Origin of the sequence: Streptococcus mitis (assembly GCF_002005545.1) — a bacterium.
In the GTDB taxonomy this organism is placed as follows: Bacteria; Bacillota; Bacilli; order Lactobacillales; family Streptococcaceae; genus Streptococcus; species Streptococcus mitis_I.
On sequence record NZ_LBMT01000001.1, the window covers coordinates 2,064,752 to 2,086,241 of the forward strand.

The following is a 21,490-nucleotide window of genomic DNA, read 5'->3' on the forward strand; positions in this document are numbered from 1 at the left end:
ATGTCTATTAGCCAACGTACTGCCAAGCTCATCTTAGCTACCTGTCTTGCCTGCCTTCTTGCTTATTTTCTCAATCTTTCGTCAGCTGTCTCGGCTGGAATCATCGCCCTCTTGAGCCTATCTGATACACGTAGAAGTACTTTAAAACTGGCCCGCAATCGGCTCTTTTCCATGCTTCTGGCTCTGGTTATCGGGGTTCTGGCTTTTCACTTGAGCGGATTTCATATCTGGAGCCTTGGCCTCTACCTAGCCCTTTATGTGCCCCTAGCCTACAAGATGAGCTGGGAAATTGGCATCACACCAAGCACCGTTTTGGTTAGCCATCTCTTGGTGCAAGAATCAACCTCACCAGATCTTCTAGTCAATGAACTCCTTCTCTTTGCAATCGGTACTGGATTTGCCTTGCTTGTTAATCTCTACATGCCTTCACGAGAAGAGGAAATCCAGCACTACCACACATTGGTAGAAGAAAAGTTAAAAGATATCCTCCTACGCTTCAAATATTATTTATCCAGAGGGGATGGACGCAACCGAGCACAGCTGGTTGAAGAATTAGACACGCTGTTGGAAGAAGCCCTCAGACTGGTCTATTTGGATCACTCTGACCACCTCTTTCACCAGACCGACTACCATATCCACTACTTTGAGATGAGACAGCGACAAAGTCGTATCCTACGAAATATGTGCCAGCAAATCAACACCTGTCACCTAGCTGCCAGTGAAAGCCTGATTTTAGCGCAGCTCTTTTCAAAAATTGCTAGTCAACTGAGCCAGACCAATCCTGCTTCTGATTTACTAGATGAAATTGAACGCTATCTGGAAGTCTTTCGCAACCGCAGTCTGCCCAAAACAAGAGACGAATTTGAAACCCGCGCCACCCTTCTTCAACTCCTACGTGAAGCCAAAACCTTCATCCAAGTGAAAGTTGACTTTTATCAAAAATATGGATAGTAATACTCTTCGAAAATCTCCTCAAACCACGTCAGCTTCACCTTGTCGTATATATGTTACTGACTTCGTCAGTTCTATCCACAACCTCAAAACAGTGTTTTGAGCTGACTTCGTCAGTTCTATCCACAACCTCAAAACAGTGTTTTGAACAGCATGCGGCTAGCTTCCTAGTTTGCTCTTTGATTTTCATTGAGTATAAAAAATAAAACTTCAGACCAATCACAAAAGGTGATTATCTGAAGTTTTATTTTATTTGTAAGTTATCACCATAAAGGTTAATAGTAAAACGAATAAGGACAAACTCACCAATAAAGTGAGCACCTTTACCAAGGTATTGCTCTGCCAGTAGCTTGGTTTACCAATATTACTAGTGGCATCCATAGAGAATAATTGATTTTGACGGGGTTGTATAGTTACCAATACAATCAAAGCAAGAGATAGGATAATAGCTAAAACAATTAGTATTTCAATCATAGACCTACCTCAAAATTCCCAGCAAAGTAAAGAGCAAACCAATCAGAATCATCAAACCCAGTAAGAGTGAAAAAGTCTTACTAATCTTTTCCCCTCGGGTTTCTTTTTCCTTCTTGATAGGTTTTTGTTTCAACTCTTCCATGCGACCTTCAACGTCTTTGTAAAATAAATCTTCCTCTGACATGTTAGCCTCCTAAAACAGTTTGCATGGTTTCCTGATATCGTACCAAGTCAACATAATTTGCATGTTGGCCTTGCTTTCCAAGTGCCTGACGCATTTGATCAACATCTGAAAGGGCCAGTTTAATGGTCTCAACCAAAGCAGAAACTTCACTACTTTCAAATAGATGATCAGGAGCGATATAGAGTCTATTGTGTACCGTTTGGTTAAATCCAAGAATCAAGAGATTGTGCTCAAAGGCCTGACGCACCGCCTGCAACAACTCATTGCTATGATTTATATCCAAGTAAATATCCGACAATTGATAGAGCTCATGAATCTTCTGTGGACTAGCGTTCTGATAAAGGACCACATTAGGATAGCGAAGCATGTCTAAGAGCTTAGAAGACATCTCTGTCACCGCTGCGATACGGAAAGTGACATCAGGCAAGGCTTCTACGATTGCTTCTACTTGCTCAATCTGATCGGAATTAGTCAAGATTAAGGCATCTCGTCTTAGGAAATTATCGCGTTTAAACTGGTAATGGTAACCCAAGTGCACAAACTGAGCATGGTATTTCTCGTCAGTCAACTCTAAAGCGCGCTCATAAGTCGCCTTATTTGGAATGATAATTTTCTTAGTACGCACATCATCACTTTCCAAAATCAACTGCATATTGCCTGGAATGGCATCATAAAGAGGTTCCTGCCAAACTAGGATATCTGAGCCAGATTTATCTGGATGATGGAAGGAAACCAAGAAAGGAGTCGCTAGAGTATTAAAGATAAGCTGGCTTGTATCTATTTCCAAATCTTGCAAAAAGAAGGTGATAAATTCAACCTTATTTGCAAAGTAACGCATGGACTGACCAGGCAAAGTCAATAAGATATCTCCCGTTACATGGTTTTCCAGCAAGACTTCCTGACCATTGACATCTTGGTAAACTGTCATAATCGGCTCACTATCTGCGCTATAGGTCGTTGTAGCAAAGCAAGCTCCGAAGCGATTGTAATGGTCAACCTGGCGTACTCGACCGTCTAAGTCTTTCCAATCTACCTGTTTAACCAAGCGAGCCTGCAGACCCTCTGCATAATGAATGACAGCCCTCTCCTGTAATAAATCATTAATAGTTGCTGAACTATTATTCCCCATAATTTCCCAAAAATCTGGAACGGGAACTTGGTTAAAATAGAGAGGTTTTCCATCCTCGTAAGCTAGATAATAGGTAAAAGGAGAAACCAGACCATCAGGCAGAAAACCATCTGCATCGATGACCACTCCAAGTTGGGAAAGACCAGTAGCTACTAGACTTTCATGTAAATCTCGACTTTCCTGACTATATCGATCATAAAGTTCAATCATGGAGCACCTCCTCTACTGTTTTCTTCCACTTTTCTAAAATTTCTTCGGTTAAGAAGCCTTCTGCAATTTGGTAAGAATGGGCACGCATAGCTTCCAAACGATTTTCTTGATACAATTGACAAATCTTAGTTGAAAAAGCTTGCTTGATTTGATCTTCTACATGGTCAGATGAACTTGGAATTAAATAACCATTTTTCCCATCTTCTATAAAGGTCTGATTACCATAAGGCACATCAAAACCGATTAGAGGTAGACCTGAACCAATAGCTTCCATCAAGGTCAAACCAAAGCCTTCGCTGGTAGAAGCAGTCAAATAGACTTCATACTGGCTATAAATCTGCGAAAGTTCCGCATGTCCCTTGAGCTGGATATAATTCTCAGCCTGATGAGTTGCAATAATTTCTCTAAGCAGAGAATCTTCTCCACCACTACCATAGATATCAAAGGTTAATTCAGGAATTTCCTTACGAGCTTCAATGACCGCCTTGACCAACCAGTCAATGTGTTTTTCTTTGGCAAGACGTGAAGCGGTAATCAATGAAAAAGGTTTACGCCCCTGACTTGACTCAGTCAAGGAATCAATACTACCTACAGGAATGGTAACAATCTTTGGTTGATGCTGAGTATATTTGGCAAATTGCTCTTGCAACACTTCATTTTGTCTGTCAGTTGATACGATAAAGAAGTCAACCTTATCTGCATTGGTAAACTGATAGTCATAATAGTTGTTCCAAAGGATATAGTCCTCGTTTGTAGCATTTTCACTATAATGCTCCGCATGAACAACTACCGCTAGATGTGCAACTTGTGCTTCCTCAAACACAACCTGACCAATGCCTGTCTCCCTATCCAGAATGACCAAATCAGACTTGTTCAAATTCAAGGATTTCATAAAAGCACGCATGAAAGCTGGCTTCCCATAGAAAATCTTATCCTTGAAACGGTAAACTTCTTCCTTCCCTTGATTCATCAAGATATCATAGACTGGAGTCCCGTCTTCATTGTAAAAGGTTCGCTGATATAATACTGCAACATTGTCCTTGGGAGCAAAGTATTCGCTACAATAACGCGTATAAGAAAAGTAATCCTTACGAATCAGTTTTCCTTTAAAGACATACTCGGCATGTTGAACCAAGTCCTTGTTCTCATCCACCAAATAACAGGTTACAAACTTATCTTGGTCAGAAAAGAAGACACGCAAGACCTTCCCATTCTTTTCTCTACGACTTTCGACACCACCAAAATAAGTCAAGACATCATCCACTGTCACACTTGTCGGTGCAATTTTGATATCTGTAAAATGATTATAAAGCCAGATCACTTGATCATCATCAAAACCAATATTGGCGGTTAAGTGCTGAATATTATCGGCTAAAATCATATCTGTAAAGATAAACTTAGAGGACAGATTTAATTTCCGAAAAACACCAGCACGATAGGCTTGTGCGTATTCAACACCGCTACTAGCCCAGCCAAGTCCTAAATTTATATTGTAAATTGTCATATTTTCCTCTTTTTATGGGAAATGAGTCATAATCTCACCCTTAGGAGTGACTTCAACCAAGCCCATCAGGAGATTACGAACCATATCCGCATGAATTTGTTCTTTCATGGTTTCAAAGCCTGCATAGGCTTCTTGATAGTATTCTACGATTGGATTTTTCTGACTATTAGATTGACCACCGATAGCCATAGATAACTGTTGTAGATAGTCTACCTGCTCTACCCAGTTGTCATCAATAGCCTTGAGCATAGAAAGGCGTAAAAACTGTTCATACAAACCATGTTGCTCAAGTAATTCTTTCTTTTCAGAAAGTTCTCTATCAATCACTTGTTTCATAAAATTACGAACTGCAGTTTTGTCAGTCACATCTATATGAGCCGGAATCTCTTTAATGTGAAAACTAATATTGGTCACAATAAAGTGAAAAAGCAACTCTCGACTTTCATAATTTGAAGCGGTCACTTGATCAATGTAACTAGCGATAATTCCCTCAACAACATCCTCTAAGTCACGAGAACCATCTATTAGACGATTTCTTTCTTTATAGACCATATCCCGCTGGATATTCATACTCTCAGCATATTCTAGTGTCTGACGACGCGCCGAACGTCCAGCACTATCACTGGCATGTTGAGCCTTTTCGACTAGTTTCCGGTATTTACGACCTTTCAATACTTCCGGTTGAGTCATATCTTGAACCTGATAGTCTTTGTACTTTTTATGCACCCAAGATGGACCAAATTTCTTGATGACATCGTCCTCTAAAGATACAAAGAACTTACTCATCCCAGGATCTCCCTGACGGCCAGAACGGCCACGAATTTGCAGATCGATCCGTTGACTTTCCATCCGTTCCGTTCCAATGACAATCAAGCCTCCGAGCTCTGCGACTCCTTTACCAAGCTTGATATCCGTACCACGTCCTGCCATAGAGGTAGCCACTGTCACAGCCCCCATCTGACCTGACTCGGAGATAATTTGAGCCTCACGCGCCGCATTATTAGCATTTAAGACATTATGGGCAATTCCCTCTCTGAGCAGGAGTGACGAATAAAGTTGAGACATTTCAACTGAACCTACAAAAACGAGTAAGGGATTCCCCTTAGCATGGTATTCTTTGATATACCCCAAAGAAGCATACACTTTTTCAGGTAAAGTGACATATAGATTATCTGAATAGTCAATCCGTTGTCTAGGACGATTGGTTGGAATGCGCACTACAGACATATTGTAAGTTTCAAGAAGCTCTTTTTCTGCGACTTTACCTGTTCCCGTCATTCCAGACACCTTATTAAACATCTTAAAAAGGCTCTGATAGGTGATAGAAGCCATGGCCCGTGTTTCTGGAGATAATTTGACATGTTCCTTCGCTTCAATCGCCTGATGGAGACCTCCCTGTAGTTTGGTCATTTCCATTAGACGACCAGTCCCCTTATCTACTAGTACCATCTCATTCCCACGAATAACATAGTCCTTGTCTTTTGTATAGAGCTTGTGAGCTCGGATCGCATAAACTAAATGACGAGCAAAGGTTGCATTCTCCTCATTATAAAAATGGTCAATCCCTAAAAAACTTTCAGCAGCCTTAGCACCTTTAGTGGTCAACCAAACTTCATCTTTCTCCTCTTTAAAAATGTAATCCTCACCTTCAACCAAGGTCGTTACAAGCGTGTCAATAATACCGTAGTGGTTAGACTGAACACGAGGTGCCCCAGCAATAATAAGGGGGGTCTGAGCGCTATCCAATAAGATATCATCAATCTCGTCAATAATGACATAGTCAAAAGGGCGTAAAAATTTCCCTGCCTCATTTGAGGCAAGATTATCATTCAAATAATCAAAACCCAAATGACTATTAGTTGTATAAATAATATCCGATGCGTAAATGATTTTTTTCTCTTTTGGGGTAAATTCTTTTTGAGGATCATCCGTAAAAGGCACACCAATTGTCAATCCTAAGAAACGATACACTTGTCCCATTTCTTCAGCATCACGTTTAGCTAAATAGTCATTGGTAGTAATCAGCATGGTTCCTTTACCTGTCAGGGCATTGAGATAAACAGGCATAGTGGCTGTCAAGGTTTTCCCCTCACCAGTATTCATCTCAGCGACATTTCCCTGATGAATAACGATTCCTCCCATGACTTGGACATCATAAGGGAACATTCCCAATACGCGTTTATCCGCTTCACGAACAACTGCAAAAGCTTCTACCAATAGGTCATCGAGAGTAGCTCCATCAGCAAGACGTTGGCGAAACTCCACCGTTTTTGCCACGAGTTCTTGGTCTGAGAGAGAGTCCATCTTTTCTTTAAGAGCATTAATCTTTTTTAAAATCCTTTTGACTTTCCGAAGTTGGAAATCTTGATAAAAACCTTTAAACACGATTCATCTCCTTAATAGAAAAAGAATAAAAGTCTAAGAACTCAAAACCAGCACTTAGAAGGGAGACTTGGTAGGTATAGGTATCATCAGGATAGGTAAAATCAAAGACTTTCATTTTTTCAATTTTCTCTTCAATCACATCTCCATATCTATCAAAAAAGATAATCTTTATATAGACTCCATTTGTAGGATGGCATTCAAAATCCATACATAATTGATAATCCTGTTTTCTTTTAAGTAAGGGAAGACTGGGCTGAGTTCTAAAGGATTGATAGTTCACACTAGAAAACCATATTTTTAAGATTTCTCCTGATGGCACCAAGGGATTATATAGACTAATATGTTTATCTTCGTGATAGGTCACCTTACTACCATACATAAATGTTCCCTTTACCTCTCCCCAAGTGATATTTTCTCTTTGATTGATAATCATTTGTCACCTCTTCCAAACTCTGAGTCCAATACCATACTATAAAAATGCAAAAACCAAGCCACATTTGTAGCAGTATCATCATTGTGTCGTCCAGATGTTCCCTTGGAAAGAATTTTTGCACCAGTGTTGCATAGATACGTTACTAATTGTTCATAAGCATGGTTATCCATTTCCTCATCTTTCATATAAGATAGACCAAAAGTTGTTTTTGAAAAATCAGCTTGTTTAAAGACTTTCCAAAAACGTTGATCTAATTCCATCATATGGTTAGATGTCACTCCATTTGTATGATGGATTAACACATCAAATGCCAAATTGGAGACAGCTGGTGCATCTAAGCGACCTCTACGAGCAATTGTTCCAAGATTAGCCAGAGGTTTTCCCACAATAACAGCCCTAGGTTCAAAGAAAGCACCATAATAAAGAGCTGGGAAAGTTCCCATGGAAAGACCAGATAAAATCAAATCTTTATGAGTAAGGCCTAAATACTGTAGATAATAACGAATAGTATCTTTTATCTTCTCTTCTAGCTCCTCGCTACCAAGGTAAAAGGCTCCACCCTCCAAACGAGGATCCGAAAACAAAAGGAAAGGACAGCCTAAATTTTTCATCATACGATATCCTTCAAAGCCCTCGGCAGGTCGATACCCAGCAAAGTAGACCGCCAAAGGTGGTTTGAAATCTCCTGGATGAAAGAAATAGTTAATTTCATCACGCTTGCTATCATGTAAAATATTTCCACCAAGGAAAAATTTACCAAACTGTTTACGACTCCAACGTTGATGCAGATTGCCTAACTTCAAGCTTCCACGACCACGAGCCTCTACAGATACCGTTATAAAAAAATCTTCCTCTTTACTGTCTACAACAATAGCTTTCTGAAGATCAGCTTTACTATAAACTTCTTCCTCGAAGAAATTATCAACACCGCCAGCCCATATCTTACGAATAACAAGACGAAATTCACAGTTTCCTTGCTTTTCAAATTCCAACCACAATTCGATAGGTAAATTTTTATAAACTATAAAATTATCTGGCCAGTAAGCTATTTGTTGGAAATCATCTCCAAAATTCCCTTCCAAACTGACATAATCGAGTCCCTGATAAGAGATAGCCCCTCGAAAACTTGAACGGATTTGTATCGTCGATGGAAATAGTTTATCACCGTACCCCCCACCAAAGAGAGAGGTTGACAAATCATTCACTAATTGCTGAGGATCTGAGAAGTCTATAGCTTGAGCACACCGTTTCTTTAATAAATCAAGAACAGATGAATTCACCATTTTAAACTCTTGATTATAAAAAAGAGTATAAGGTTCAATATGATGGATAAAGGGTAATAAATCTCTGATATACTGACCATCTTCTATCAAAATAATATGAAATTTTCTTATTCCCTCCATTTCCATCATTTTACGAAGGGCTAAAGGTGAGTTGGGACAGAAATAGTACCAATCCATATTTTCAGGAATATCGTAATGATGAGCCCAATTATCAATCCCTATCTGTAGGATTTTATAGCCCTTTGACATCAGTAACCTCCTCAATCCAGTGATGCAATTTATCTAAGAAACGTTGACCAGTATGTTCCTTGATTTTATCAATAGAGTAAATCAAAGCCTGGTTCCATTCTTTCAGTTTATCTGTATAGTAATGTGCCGCCGTTGAAAATTCCTTCACATCTGAAATCAAATAACCATTTTTCAAATGTTCCACATAGACTGTTTCAACCCTATTAATCTGAGGAATCCCCGCACTAATACCTGCTATTTGGGTATAGAGGTGGGGTTGTTTATTCACATCCACAATCAAACGAACAAACTCTAATGTCTTAATCAAATCCAACTCATCATTCATATTGACAAATTGAAAACGTAGTTCCTGCTCTTGATTTTCTTCTAAAGGATTTTCCGCATCTCCATAGTCTATTCCTTTTTCTAAACTATCAGTATGAATTTTCTCTTGAATAATTTCATTAACAAGAGCCTCCACCTCTCCCATTTGTTCCTGACTAGCAGAGAAAGCACCGAAAATGATTTCTGTATTTTTAGTTTCTGAAATAAATAACAAAACTTGAGTCAATGCTTCCCTATCAATTTCTTCGTTGAAATCAAGTTGATAGTAAATGATTGATTCCTTTCGAGTTTGACTTCGACCTAGTCGTAAACGCGTATCAAAAGGAGAAAGATGGTAAAATTTATTAGAAAGTTCAGGATATAGTTCTTGTAAAAGTTGTAAACTATCCTCTCTATCCACTAAGACTAAACTAGCTCGATCAACCGATACTGATAACTCTCTAAAGGTATTCTGTGAATTACGATTGATAAAGAGACTCAAAATTTTAGGATTAGCTCTTGGAATATGATCAAAAATAAACTGATCATGATAAGGATGCGACGGAATGATAAAAATATCCTGCTTTTTCTGATTTTTTTTCAAATATTTATCAAAAAATTCTGCTACCAAATGCTCCATATTTCGATAGTTAAGCAATTTAAATCGATAGGCAAAAATCGGATTGATCTCAATTCTACCTTCCTCTTGAATATATTCCCTAAATCTCCAAATTCCTTTAGGATCCAGATAGTCCTGATACATAGCTTGTCCATCTTCAAAATAGATTACACTAGATACAAATCCTCTATCGTCCATAATATAGCGCTTGCTAATCTGACTATTTGGATCAAAATACCGAATCTCACTAATAAAACCCTCTACACCATGCTCTACCTGAGCATATTTTTTACCGTTTTTTTGCACGATAATTGCAAAAGGACTATACAGAAATTGACAATCACTATCCCACTCTATATCTCTAATGTGAAGAACCTGAGTATGCAGTCCATAGAAATCTTGCATATCATCAAAAACAGAGTAGACATCTGTCTCTAAAACCCCATGTCTATGTAAAAAATAACGCAAATGTGGTTGATAAGATAACACTAATAAGCGAGATGATATGCCTTGCCTTTGAAAGAGACGGATTTGATTAAAGGTATCATCAAATTCGAAGCGAAATTGTGAATGGTACCAAGGAATTATATCCGCATGCCACTGACGTTCTGAACCATACCAAGCTGGAATAAAATAATACATGACACCCTCCTAAATCAATGGTTTATAAGTTTCGTTCAATCTCAGAGCTTTCACTTCATCTCTGACTGTAAAAATCATACCTCCGAACATCATAAACAAACCAGGAATCATTGCCACTCTAAGTAGTTTCTCATCAACTAATACAAATAGCATAGGCCCTCCAGCCATTACTACATTAAATACAGCACCAATAAGAGAAAACCTAAAAACCAATCGATTAATAAAACGGCTCGTTTCTTCACCCGGATAGACTCCATAAATATATTCTCCTGATTTCTTCATTCGATCTGAAATTTGTTCCCCACTCATATTTACAAAAGCAAAGGCTATACTAAAAATAAAAAGAATAATCATATACATATAAATCCACAATGGTTTACCCATTGTATACTGAGATGAAATTTCAGTAAAAAGTAGATTTTCCGGAAAAATCGTCTGTAACAATAACAACAGATAAGTCGGTAAACTCAAAAAAGTCATTACATACATAAAAGGCATCCCTCCGGCAGGATTAAGCATAATCTCAAAATAGGAATATCTCTTAAAACGATTATGTAGACCAATCTTATGAACTGCTATACGATAACGAGCACGATAAAGCAGAGCTACCAGATAAGTGAAAACAATCCCCATAATAATCAAACCGATTAAAACAAAAAGAGGTATGGGAACAGTCCGAAACGTTTCAATCAAATCTTGAGGAATGTTTAAAACCATTCCAATCAATAAAATAATCATAGAGCCCCCAATACCTACCGTTGCATTGATGTCTGATAACCACACCAAGAAAAAAGCACCCGCTACCAACAGACAGGTATTTAGGACGATAACCAACATTTTAGGCACATTGGACTGGATTGGGAGATTTAATGAAATAGCTAATGCCTGGATCAAAGCAATAAACAAGGTTAAGTACATCTGCCTTCTATTTTGTATTTCAACAGCTCCAGATGTCAGATTTAATTTTTTTGAAAAAGAAAGCATCTGCCATAAAAGCATCGAAGACATCCAGGGAGATAATCCTACTGAAAACAAGGATAAACTTCTCAAATTTCCACCTGTCATTGCTGTGGAAAAAGCTAAGTAGGCAGCAGTCCCTCCTAAAAATTCCCTATTATTCATATCTACAAAAGGGAGGGGCAATCTACTTCCTGCTATAAATATGAATATAAAAAATAATGTGGCTAGCCCTTTTTTAACTGTGATAGATGAAAAAATATTTTTCATGTTTAACCCTACTCTCTAAAACTCGTCTCTAGTCTATTTCTACTGAGTAATTTATAATCAATATACCATTAGGTATTCTATGATTTTTTGTTAATTTTTACGTTACTATTATAACAAAAAAAGCAGAAAAACTCTGCTTCTAACTCCCTGTAGAGAAGTATTTAAATACCTCTTAATCTTTAAATTATATGTATAACTAGAGAATTTGTTCCTTAATACTCATTAATACTATACTAAAATCAAAAAACATCTTATAATAGTAGTTATGAAACTTACAAACGAAGAAATACAAAAAAATGAAAAACTCCTAAGAGATTCATCATACGCCAAATATCACAAAGTCTACAGATTATTTATTTTCGCTCAAAAGAAAAGAGTTATAAGAAAATCATGGGTCTGCTAGATTGCAATAAAACAACTGTTTGGAGGAATTTGAAAAAATATAAGGAGTTTGGTTTAGAAGCTCTTCTTCAAGAGACACGTGGTGGACGTCATAGAGAATATATGACTTATGAAGAAGAACAAGCATTTCTAAAACGTCATATAGAAGCTGCTCAGGCTGGGGAATTTGTAACTGTCAATCAATTATTTGAAGCCTGTCAAAAAGAGATTGGTCGCACTTCCACACGTGATGGTTTCTATTATCTCCTGAAACGCCATGGTTGGCGAACGGCCACTCCTCGACCTGAACATCCCAAGAAGGCAGACGCTCAGACAATTGAGACGTCTAAAAATAAAATCTACATCCGAGACCTTAAGTAAGCGCTTTAAAGAGGAGGGTACTTATAACAAAGTACGTTTGATGTACCAAGATGAAGCTGGTTTCGGAAGAATCAGGAGGTTTTAAAAATAAGGCTTTCCAAACATTGGAAGCTGTTATTGATAAGCTTCAATAAGTTATTCAAGGACTGGAAAAAAGTATTTTAAAGTCTACTGTCAGCAGACAATAGACAAGGTTGCTTTTTGAAAATAATTAAGTATAAAATCAAAAATATCATAAACTTTTTCTTGTATAGTTTATTTCTTTAATAACTCTATTATTACCTCCCTAGAATACAATAAACCTCCTGCGAAACATCATCAATTTTCAAAATTAATAATTCCTGCAACTAGATTCATTCTTAACCCAAACCTTTTTCTTTGATTTCTATAGGTAGCTTAAAAAATCTTAAAGACTTTTACTTAAGTAAATATGTTTTCAATCTCCATGCGACGCGATAATAAGAATCGATTATATGCCCTATCATTCTCTGTTAAAGACGAAAGCTTACTTGATTTGATGGATGTTCTGACCTGAAGATATATCTTCATAAATCCTTGATAAGCACTATCGTCTCGAATTTCTTTTCATTTTGACAAGTCTCAACGACTCTCGCTAATCTTAGGAATAATATAACTAATTATCTATAAAAAAAAGAATTTTTCCACGATTATATAAAATATATTAAATATTACTGACATAATATTTTCTTTTTCCAGAATAACTTACTTGCTATTTTTTTGAATCCTTGAATTTTGACTTCTATTGCATTAATAATTACAGTATCCGTTTCGTTTATGTTTCCAATACCAAATCTATGCTAGACCAAAAGCTTTTCACCCCTACAACTGCGACGGAGAAAATTACTGTCTTCTATACAAGAATCAACCGATATATGTTCATAAATATGATATTCTCAGCTATCTTGAAGAGTCCTCATCAAGATAAGCAAGAATATCGTATTTTATTTTCGCCCCCCTTTTTAGAATGTTTCGTTTGGTAGGCCTATCTCAGCATTTTTACAATTTCCTCAAAAATGCTTCGTTTAATTCACACTAGAAGTTTAAAACAGCTTTTGGAGAGTGCTCGGCTAGAGTCATAATTCATATCTCCATTTTATCACTTCTGTTTCGCATAAAGTATAGTAATACTTATAAGAGCTGTTAAAGCTGTTGAATTTCAAAGTATATACTTAAACTACGATATCTCTTAAGTAGGCTGTTAACAAAAAGGTGCACTTTGATTTTAAATAAGTATAAGCATAGTTCTTATTCCTTCTCTGATTCCAAGAAAATGTTCAGCCTAAAACAAATATCTTTATATTCCTCAGTATCTGTTAATTGATGGTATTCTAAAGTTTGTTTGTAATCCTTTAAAAGGTTGACAAATCGAATGCGCATAACTGAGACGTCTAAACCAGCTAAAACAAGATCTGATATTTTCTTGGAGAATACTTCAACTAAATCTTTAGCCCATGAAATATCAAATTTAGTTTGCATTATACTACCTGAACGCGTTCTATATATATATAGATTATCATTTACAAAAATTGTTCGTTTACTCCTTAAATATAGCCTATGGGTAGAAGCCTCATCATCAAATCGTCGACCATGAGTAAAAGAAATCTCATCGAACAATTCTTTTTTACATAATTTACATACAGTTACTATAAAAGCTGAACTATTCCATTTCCAAGCACCTGCCTGTCTATCGATTAACTCTTGAGATGTTAATTCTTCTACAACATAATCCTTATCCCATACATAAAAATAGTAATTTTTATCATTTTCATCGTAGATGCAATAATTGCCTATGACAATATCTGCTTGATGAGTTCTTGCCTGATCATACAGTACTTGAATCATACGTTCTTCTATCATATCATCTGAGTCAACAATGACAATATACTCACCTCTAGCTTGCTTGATTCCAAAGTTTTTAGCTATAGCTACTCCTTCGTTCTGCTTGTGAAATACACGAATGCGAGAATCATTTCTAGCAAATTGATCACAAATATTTCCAGATCGGTCTATCGAACCATCATCTACCAAAATAACTTCTATATTTGAATAAGTTTGTTTAAGAATACTTTCTAGACATTCCACTAGATATTGTTCTGTATTATATACAGGAACTATAACACTAATTAATTCTGTCAATTTTTCATATCTCCATTTTCTAATTATATATAAACATTCTGTCCATCTAAATACTTTCATCAATTAAAGAAAGTAACTCAGTATATCTCCTAAAAATTTCAGTATCTTGCAATCCATTTTCCTTTGCTTGTTGATATCGTAATCTCAAACAACCCAAGACATTGTTCTTTTCATCAGAATAATTCCAGCCCTTTATAGTATAAATAGCTAATCTTTCTAACAAGCATTCTAAAACGTCTGTTAAAAGCTTCTCATTAATATTACTAGTGATACTTTCTATTCCCTCTCTATGATAATAAATTTCTTTGTGGATATAAGTAACACGCTCTGAAGTAAAAAATAATTTATAATTTGTACGAGAATCTTCAATCTCCTTTCCTTTCGGAAATCTAATATTATTAAATAATTTCTTCTTAAATAAATTTCCCCAACTCGTTACAAAAATTAAACCATTTAGTTCTAACGATGGAAGAGCTGCTATTATTTCTTCTGATGTATACGTCTTCTCAAAGTAATCATCCCATATATGGACATAGTAGTTTTTATCATTCTCGTTATAGAGTGTGTAGTGTGAAACAACAGTATCTGCATCATTTCGAATAGCTGCTTGATATAAATCTTCCACATAAGTTAAACTCAACCAATCATCCGAATCAACAAAGGTTAGATACATACCATTTGATCTTTCAATACCATAATTTCGTGCATCAGATAGTCCTCCATTTTCCTTTTCAAAATATCGGAATCTACTATCTCTAGCAACATACTCTTGACAAATCTCTCCAGATGAATCTGGTGAGCCATCATTTATCAGCAAAACTTCTATATTTGAATAGGTTTGATGTTCAATACTATCCAAACACATTCGAAGATACTTTTCGACATTATAAATTGGAACTATAATGCTAATTAGTTCTCCACCATTTTCTACTTCAATCTCTTTTACTTCATCTGTCAAAAATGGATATTGTCCTTGTTCAGCCAATTCTAATTTTTCACGTACTTCCTTTGCCTCATCAATATAGCCATGTTCTTCCAATTGCTCCAGTATTCTCTTTAATACATAGCGATACATATTAAAGGAAAGATTGATATCAATCCCTTCTAAATCTTTAGTTGATTTTATTCGCTCTTCCAAAGCCTCAATATAATCAAGATGCTTTACAGAAAATACACTTGACAAACCTTCATTATTAGAACGGTAAACATATAAATCTCCGTTAAAGGCATATATGCTTTCCGCATTCAAATATAATTTCCACATGATAAACTGATTTTCTGCATATCGCCCCAAAGGAAAGCGTAACTCCTTAAATAGTGTTCGCTTAAATAATTTACCACAAGCTGTTGAAAAATTAAAAAACTGAATATCAAGCATAGAATCTAAAAATTGAATAGCTTGAGTACTTGTAAATGATATCAAGGAATCTCTTTTAAAGTGATCTTTATAGAAATAAAAATCAGAACCATCAAAACGACTATAGCCTCCTATCATAATATCTGAATCACTTAAGGTAGTAGCTCTATAAAGTTTTTCAAGATGGTCTTCAAAGAGAAAATCATCCGCATCGAGAAATGTAACATAGTCTCCTTGAGCTAAATCTAATCCAGAGTTTCTCGCATCAGATACACCACCATTTTCTTTTTCAAAATATTTGAAACGGCTATCTAATCTTGCATATTCTTGACAAATAAATCCTGAATTATCCGTTGACCCATCATTTACCAAAACCACTTCAAAATTTGTAAATGTCTGTCCCAAAATACTGTCCAAACATTGTCGAAGATATGGTTCTACATTGTACACTGGTACTATAATACTTATTGGAATTGCACTCATCCTATATCCTTTCGTTTTCTATTTTTTCTTTGAATAAATCATTGTCAGGTTTTCTTTAATTCGTCTATACGTTTCTGTATCCGACATCCCCCAAACAGCTCGCATATTATACTCATTTAATTCCAATAATTCTTGAAAATGTTTTAAATAGCTAGAAGTATCATATCCTTTTAACGATAACAAAGTAATTCTTTCTAAACTCAGTCTAATCGAATCCTCAATACTATTAGTTGTTGGGCAATTTGAAACACTCCCTTTACGTTGTCTATAACAGTAACTATCTTTATGAAAATATACAATCTTATCTGCAAGATCATAAATTTTATAAGTTAAGGCTGCATCCTCTGACATCATCCCTTTCGCGAAACGTAAGTACTCAAATAAAGATTTTTTATACAATTTCCCCCACACTGTAGATAAGAAAAAGTCTCCACCTTGAATATCAAAATAATGTTCTAATAAGTACTTACTATCATATTCCTTTTCCCAAGGTTCAAAAACATGTTTATAAAATGTTGCATTACTTTCCTGCAAACAAAAGTAATTACCTATAGAAATATCTGCATTATAGTGTTGAAGTTTACTATATAGTTCTTCAATATAAGTTTTAGTTACCCAGTCATCCGAATCAATAAAGGTTATATATTCTCCCTGAGCTCTCTCTATACCGTAATTACGAGAATCAGCTTGTCCCCCGTTCTCCTTTTCAAAGTATCGAATACGAGAATCTTTTTCTAAATACTCTTGACAAATCTGGCCTGAACCATCAGTAGAACCGTCATTCACAAGAAGAATATCTAAATTATGAAATGTCTGCTCTAGAATACTGTCTAAACATTGCCGAAGATAGTTTTCAACATTATATATTGGTACAATAACACTAATTAATTGATTTTCCATATCTTACTCTCTAATATTTTTTAAAAATAGGTACTCCCCTTTATCAGCATATTCCACTTTTTCTCGTAATTCCGCTTCTTCTTTAATAAAACCTTTCCCTTCCAACATAGAAAGATTTCTCTTCAAAGCAAATTTATACTGATTAAGTGCCAATTCCATAGGATAATCTAATTCTGGCATCCCCATTAAGGTATGAATACGCTCCTCAATCGCCTCAATAAAATCTAAATGAGATAAGTTATAGTTCTGAGTTAATCCTTTAAAATTGATTCTGTAGGCATAAATATCTGAATCATACCGAGTCATCTTTTCACTTGCTAGATAAAGTTTCCACATAATGAACTGGTCTTCTGCATATTTCCCCTTAGGAAAGCGAATTTCATCAAATAAATGCTTTTTGAATAGTTTTCCCCAAACTGCAGAATAGCGAAGCAGGGTATAATCCTCCATGCTATCCATGCCTTGTATAGCATCTCTAGCGCTGAGCGGAGACAGTAGTTCGTCATATTTTGGTTTTGGATAAAAATAAAACATACCTTCTTCAAAACGACAAAATGAGCCCACGACAATATCTGCTTCAGTTAGTTGACTTGCATAATATAGATTTTCAATACTCTTCTCAAACATAAAGTCATCTGGATCACAGAAAAAGATATAATCACCCGTCGCAATATCCAATCCTGCATTTCGAGCATCCGACTGTCCACCATTTTCCTTATCAATATAGATAAAACGCGGATCATCTTTTGTTAACTCTTTTGCAATCTTTATACTGTCATCTGGACTACCATCATTCACAATAATAACTTCTAAATTCCTATAGGTCTGTGATAAAATATTATGAATACAATGTTCTATATATGCTTCAACATTATAGACAGGGATAACAATTGATATTAATGGCAAATTCATGTACATCCTCCTCATTATTTGGATAAATCTGCGACAATTTGTCTGTTATAACCTTCATCGTCAATAAATTCAATATCTTGATCGAAATTAAATTCAGCAGTATGTTTATGTTTTAATTGAACCTTTGTTTCAGCCTTCATTTGCATCCATTCATACTCTGAATCAATATGACCAAGATCTAAAGTACGATATCCTTGTTGAGTTAATTGGTAAGCTAGTACCTTAGCAGTTGGCCCCAACATCAATAAAATCAATCGTCCTTCTGAATGTTCTAAAATCTTTTCTCTAATTTCCTTGATTTTAGAAAAAGCATTATGAGAGGGACAAATAATACGCTTAATTGAATTTGCTTTATCAAACAAATCATTCCCAACACCTGACCGTGAAGTCGTTCCTTCTACAATTAGTAAGTCTTTCCCTTCGAACAATTGTTTCATTTTTTCAAATTGATCAAAAGCACGAGTCCGATCTTTACTATAGATATACGGTCTAGAAATAAAGGCTGAACCATATATTTTAGATTGACAATACTCTTTAAAAAAGTCTGCGTAGCGATCTAATTCTTTTTTCCAAAAAGTTTCCGAATTATAATCTAGAGGAAATTCTCCCTTGAAAGCTTTAAATACTTCTGGCATACAAAGTAACATTTCTTCTTGATTTGCTGTCAGTAAGATTTCTTTCATACCTCTCGCTAACTCTTCGTTATATTCTTGAAAAGCGATGCTGTAGCCATTCATAATATTAAACTCTCCGTCACCAAAACGAATGAGCGATTTCTCCGTTTTCAAAAGTTCATCCAAGGTTTCATCTATGGACATAACTGAAATATCAAATAAATCTTCTTGTTTAAATGTTTGACGAAATTTATCGGCTCCAATTTCAGAGAATAAACGAATCGCATCCTCCATTTTTTCTAACTCCTGTCTTAGAAAAAGATATTGAGGTACATTCCCTTTATGAGTAGCATAAAATGAAAAAATAGGCTTATTCATCTCACTCATTCTCTCTAAAATTGTCTCATTTATATCCCCGTGATTGATATTAAGATAAGCATCCATATTTTCTAGTAGTTGATCAAAAGTAGCTGGGACACACTCAGAATGTAGATAAATATTATCTCTTTTGCCGAGAGCACTTAGCCATGGTCCGAACACCGTATAGGCAGCTATATGAAAACGATGTTCTGGAAAAGTACTTACTAAATGTTCAATTCCTTCAAATTGTTCTGTTCCTGTTAATGTAAAGAAATCCAATCCCTGCTTTTCTTTTTGTAAAGAAAATTCCCCCATATGATGAGCTAAAACTTGAGAAAGTTCTAAATTATAAAAATCCCACCATTTTTCTCTATATCTGTATGATGTTGAACTATTCCATGGTTTTCTATAGGTTGTATAATGAATAATAAGAGGACTATCCTTCATACAAAAATGCTCTTGCCAGTTACTATAAAATGCTACGATATCATGACCAACCTGAACATTGAATCGCTTATCCAACTCCAACCAATTATCCTGAAAAACAGAGTTCAATATCGTCTGATCTCCATTAAAATGTTCTAATTCCCAATGTTTACTTTTCTCACCTTCAGATAATTCTAAGCATTTATCTGAAACTGACAATTCCTTCCATTGTAGATTATCAATGAGCATAACACCAGTATTAAAACTACCATCCACATCACGTACAGCAGCTACTGGAAAGCCTTTTAAATCTGTTAAGAAAAAAGAGGTTAATCTACCATTAACAACAATATCTGTATCTAAATAAAGTACTCTCTCCCTATCAATAAGGCGAGGAATAAAATACTTAGCATAGGCAATCGGACTAATATGATTTTGCGTTCTCCACTCATCTGAAATCAATCCCATATCAAAGGGAATATTGTAAAGTTCCCCTCCCAAATTTCTCACTATACGTCTCATTTTTCTAAACCAGTCTGGTATAATACCTTGATTGATGATATAGAAGTCAACTGATTTATTGTGATACATGATAGATTTCATGGTCACAGTTAATTGTTCTGTATAAGCTTGATCAGCAATCAAAACGATTGCAATTCTATCTGATGTCATTTCTCCTCCGAAATCCCATGATTAATACTATTCTGCACTCAAGTCTACAACAACCTGACTCAAATATGCTTCATCATCTGCTAATTCTATTTCTGTATCTAGATTAAACTCTGCAGTATGCTTGTTGTGTAATAAAACCTTATTTTCAGCCCCCATCTGCATCCACTCATACTCAGAATCGACATGTCCGATATCAATTGCCTGCATACCCTTATTTGCAAGTTGATAGGCTAAAACCTTAGCTGTAGGACCTAGCATTAACAAAACCAAACGTCCATCAGCATGGTTCATTATTGCTTCCATTATCTCATTTTTCTTATCATAGGCATGTCGAGACGGGCAAATAATTCTCTTAATGCTCTTAGCTCCATCAAATAAATCATTTCCTACCCCAGATCTAGAAGCATAGCCTTCTACGATAAGGATATCTCTTCCTTCCCATAGTTTTTTCAACTTTTCAAACTGAGATTTTGCTTTTGATTTATCTAAAAAGTCAATATAAGGTCTGGAAATAAAAGTTGAGCCGTACCAAGAATTTTTACAATAATCTAGATAAAATTCCTCATAATCCTCTAAATATTGTCTCCAAAAAGCTAGAGCATCTGGAACAAAAGAGAAACGGTTTTTTAAACCTTCTTGTAAACCAATAACTAATGTAGGATTGCTCTCTTGATTAAAAATAAATTTCAATTCTTCGGCAAGATTAGGGTCATATTTCTGGTAATTAATAGATTGGCCTAGCATGATTGCAGCCTCGCCATCACCAAAGCGAGCTATTGAAGATTGATGCTCCAGAATATAATCAAGTGTTTCATCTATAGTTTGCACTTCAAAATCAAATGGTTTATTGGGCAATTGTTTTGTTTCAGCATAATTCCTTATTGCAGCTACCATAGTATCAACGTTTTTGATAGAAAAAAGATACTGTCCTTTTTCTCCATTTTGTGTTTTATAAAAGGCAAAGCTAGGAATATTTTTTTCTAATAAACCATTAAATACGCCATCTACTTCCCCACCATAATTAATATCCAAATATAGATCCGTCTTGTCTAATAGTTTGTCAATCTTTTCTGAATCTGAGGCCGGATATAGATAGACATTTTCTTTCTCGGCCAAGTTTGTCAAACGTGGTCCCATAAGAGTTCTAGCAGCAATGCTAAAATCACACTCAGGAAGTTGTTCTACTAGGTATTCAATTTGTTCTAAATCCTGACTATTTGTAACTGTCAATAGTCGAATACCTCGTGATGTTTG

16 protein-coding genes and 1 pseudogene are annotated in these 21,490 nt (G+C 35.7%); 2 read left to right on the plus strand and 15 right to left on the minus strand.

Annotated elements, in window-relative coordinates; genetic code table 11:
* Nucleotides 1–951, plus strand: a complete 951-nt coding sequence (locus QS39_RS10390; protein WP_077805476.1) for an aromatic acid exporter family protein — start codon at nucleotides 1–3, stop codon at nucleotides 949–951.
* 249 nt (nucleotides 952–1,200) lie between these two features.
* On the opposite strand, the gene asp5 is transcribed toward QS39_RS10390, so the two are convergent.
* Genes asp5 through secY2 form a run of 9 tightly spaced genes read right to left on the minus strand, consistent with a single transcriptional unit; the run spans nucleotide 1,201 to nucleotide 11,593 of the window.
* Entirely contained in the window at nucleotides 1,201–1,425 is a 225-nt protein-coding gene (gene asp5, locus QS39_RS10400) for an accessory Sec system protein Asp5 (RefSeq protein WP_077805477.1), read from the minus strand.
* 4 nt (nucleotides 1,426–1,429) lie between these two features.
* On the minus strand, nucleotides 1,430–1,609 hold the full coding sequence (gene asp4 / locus QS39_RS10405; protein WP_001287962.1) for an accessory Sec system protein Asp4: 180 nt from the start codon (nucleotides 1,607–1,609) through the stop codon (nucleotides 1,430–1,432).
* Between the two features lies 1 nt (nucleotide 1,610).
* Complete coding sequence (gene gtfB, locus QS39_RS10410; protein WP_077805478.1) at nucleotides 1,611–2,948, minus strand: accessory Sec system glycosylation chaperone GtfB; 1,338 nt, start codon at nucleotides 2,946–2,948, stop codon at nucleotides 1,611–1,613.
* Entirely contained in the window at nucleotides 2,941–4,452 is a 1,512-nt protein-coding gene (gtfA, locus tag QS39_RS10415) for an accessory Sec system glycosyltransferase GtfA (protein WP_077805479.1), read from the minus strand. Before gtfA ends, gtfB begins: the two co-directional genes overlap by 8 nt.
* 12 nt (nucleotides 4,453–4,464) lie before the next feature.
* The gene (gene secA2 / locus QS39_RS10420) at nucleotides 4,465–6,837 is read right to left on the minus strand and encodes an accessory Sec system translocase SecA2 (protein WP_077805480.1); all 2,373 of its coding nucleotides are present in this window, start codon (nucleotides 6,835–6,837) and stop codon (nucleotides 4,465–4,467) included.
* On the minus strand, nucleotides 6,830–7,270 hold the full coding sequence (asp3, locus tag QS39_RS10425; RefSeq protein ID WP_077805481.1) for an accessory Sec system protein Asp3: 441 nt from the start codon (nucleotides 7,268–7,270) through the stop codon (nucleotides 6,830–6,832). The genes secA2 and asp3 overlap by 8 nt, the downstream gene beginning before the upstream one ends.
* Nucleotides 7,267–8,802: an accessory Sec system protein Asp2 gene (asp2, locus tag QS39_RS10430; RefSeq protein WP_077805482.1), complete on the minus strand. Its 1,536-nt coding sequence runs from the start codon at nucleotides 8,800–8,802 to the stop codon at nucleotides 7,267–7,269. Before asp2 ends, asp3 begins: the two co-directional genes overlap by 4 nt.
* Nucleotides 8,786–10,366 carry an accessory Sec system protein Asp1 gene (gene asp1, locus QS39_RS10435; RefSeq protein WP_077805483.1) on the minus strand — a complete coding sequence of 527 codons (1,581 nt, stop codon included), beginning with the start codon at nucleotides 10,364–10,366 and terminating at the stop codon, nucleotides 8,786–8,788. The genes asp2 and asp1 overlap by 17 nt, the downstream gene beginning before the upstream one ends.
* A 9-nt stretch (nucleotides 10,367–10,375) precedes the next feature.
* On the minus strand, nucleotides 10,376–11,593 hold the full coding sequence (gene secY2, locus QS39_RS10440) for an accessory Sec system protein translocase subunit SecY2 (protein ID WP_077805484.1): 1,218 nt from the start codon (nucleotides 11,591–11,593) through the stop codon (nucleotides 10,376–10,378).
* 265 nt (nucleotides 11,594–11,858) lie between these two features.
* On the opposite strand from secY2, the pseudogene QS39_RS10445 reads away from it, so the two are divergent.
* Nucleotides 11,859–12,434, plus strand: a pseudogene (locus QS39_RS10445) (winged helix-turn-helix domain-containing protein); the annotation flags it as partial.
* 1,187 nt (nucleotides 12,435–13,621) lie between these two features.
* On the opposite strand, the gene QS39_RS10450 reads toward QS39_RS10445, so the two are convergent.
* From QS39_RS10450 to QS39_RS11460, 6 genes are read right to left on the minus strand one after another with little or no spacing between them, the layout of a single operon-like run.
* Nucleotides 13,622–14,512: a glycosyltransferase family 2 protein gene (locus tag QS39_RS10450; RefSeq protein WP_077805565.1), complete on the minus strand. Its 891-nt coding sequence runs from the start codon at nucleotides 14,510–14,512 to the stop codon at nucleotides 13,622–13,624.
* A gap of 46 nt (nucleotides 14,513–14,558) precedes the next feature.
* Entirely contained in the window at nucleotides 14,559–16,352 is a 1,794-nt protein-coding gene (locus tag QS39_RS10455) for a glycosyltransferase family 2 protein (protein ID WP_077805485.1), read from the minus strand.
* 18 nt (nucleotides 16,353–16,370) lie between these two features.
* Nucleotides 16,371–17,252 (minus strand): glycosyltransferase family 2 protein, encoded by an 882-nt coding sequence (locus QS39_RS10460; RefSeq protein ID WP_077805486.1) that lies wholly within the window; start codon nucleotides 17,250–17,252, stop codon nucleotides 16,371–16,373.
* 3 nt (nucleotides 17,253–17,255) lie between these two features.
* The gene (locus tag QS39_RS10465; protein WP_180375038.1) at nucleotides 17,256–18,164 is read right to left on the minus strand and encodes a glycosyltransferase family 2 protein; all 909 of its coding nucleotides are present in this window, start codon (nucleotides 18,162–18,164) and stop codon (nucleotides 17,256–17,258) included.
* A gap of 14 nt (nucleotides 18,165–18,178) precedes the next feature.
* Nucleotides 18,179–20,236, minus strand: a complete 2,058-nt coding sequence (locus tag QS39_RS10470) for an SP_1767 family glycosyltransferase (RefSeq protein WP_077805488.1) — start codon at nucleotides 20,234–20,236, stop codon at nucleotides 18,179–18,181.
* Nucleotides 20,237–20,263: 27 nt separating this feature from the next.
* Nucleotides 20,264–21,373 carry an SP_1767 family glycosyltransferase gene (locus QS39_RS11460; protein ID WP_307877696.1) on the minus strand — a complete coding sequence of 370 codons (1,110 nt, stop codon included), beginning with the start codon at nucleotides 21,371–21,373 and terminating at the stop codon, nucleotides 20,264–20,266.
* Nucleotides 21,374–21,490 lie beyond the last annotated feature (117 nt).

Bases quoted from the DNA above. Each gene is read 5' to 3' on its own strand.
- asp5 (WP_077805477.1), bottom strand. From the start codon at position 1,425: ATGATTGAAATACTAATTGTTTTAGCTATTATCCTATCTCTTGCTTTG.
- gtfB (WP_077805478.1), bottom strand. From the start codon at position 2,948: ATGATTGAACTTTATGATCGATATAGTCAGGAAAGTCGAGATTTACAT.
- QS39_RS11460 (WP_307877696.1), bottom strand. From the start codon at position 21,373: ATGGGACCACGTTTGACAAACTTGGCCGAGAAAGAAAATGTCTATCTA.
- gtfA (WP_077805479.1), bottom strand. From the start codon at position 4,452: ATGACAATTTACAATATAAATTTAGGACTTGGCTGGGCTAGTAGCGGT.
- secY2 (WP_077805484.1), bottom strand. From the start codon at position 11,593: ATGAAAAATATTTTTTCATCTATCACAGTTAAAAAAGGGCTAGCCACA.
- QS39_RS10460 (WP_077805486.1), bottom strand. From the start codon at position 17,252: ATGGAAAATCAATTAATTAGTGTTATTGTACCAATATATAATGTTGAA.
- asp1 (WP_077805483.1), bottom strand. From the start codon at position 10,366: ATGTATTATTTTATTCCAGCTTGGTATGGTTCAGAACGTCAGTGGCAT.
- QS39_RS10390 (WP_077805476.1), top strand. From the start codon at position 1: ATGTCTATTAGCCAACGTACTGCCAAGCTCATCTTAGCTACCTGTCTT.
- asp4 (WP_001287962.1), bottom strand. From the start codon at position 1,609: ATGTCAGAGGAAGATTTATTTTACAAAGACGTTGAAGGTCGCATGGAA.
- QS39_RS10470 (WP_077805488.1), bottom strand. From the start codon at position 20,236: ATGACATCAGATAGAATTGCAATCGTTTTGATTGCTGATCAAGCTTAT.
- asp2 (WP_077805482.1), bottom strand. From the start codon at position 8,802: ATGTCAAAGGGCTATAAAATCCTACAGATAGGGATTGATAATTGGGCT.
- asp3 (WP_077805481.1), bottom strand. From the start codon at position 7,270: ATGATTATCAATCAAAGAGAAAATATCACTTGGGGAGAGGTAAAGGGA.
- QS39_RS10455 (WP_077805485.1), bottom strand. From the start codon at position 16,352: ATGAGTGCAATTCCAATAAGTATTATAGTACCAGTGTACAATGTAGAA.
- QS39_RS10465 (WP_180375038.1), bottom strand. From the start codon at position 18,164: ATGAATTTGCCATTAATATCAATTGTTATCCCTGTCTATAATGTTGAA.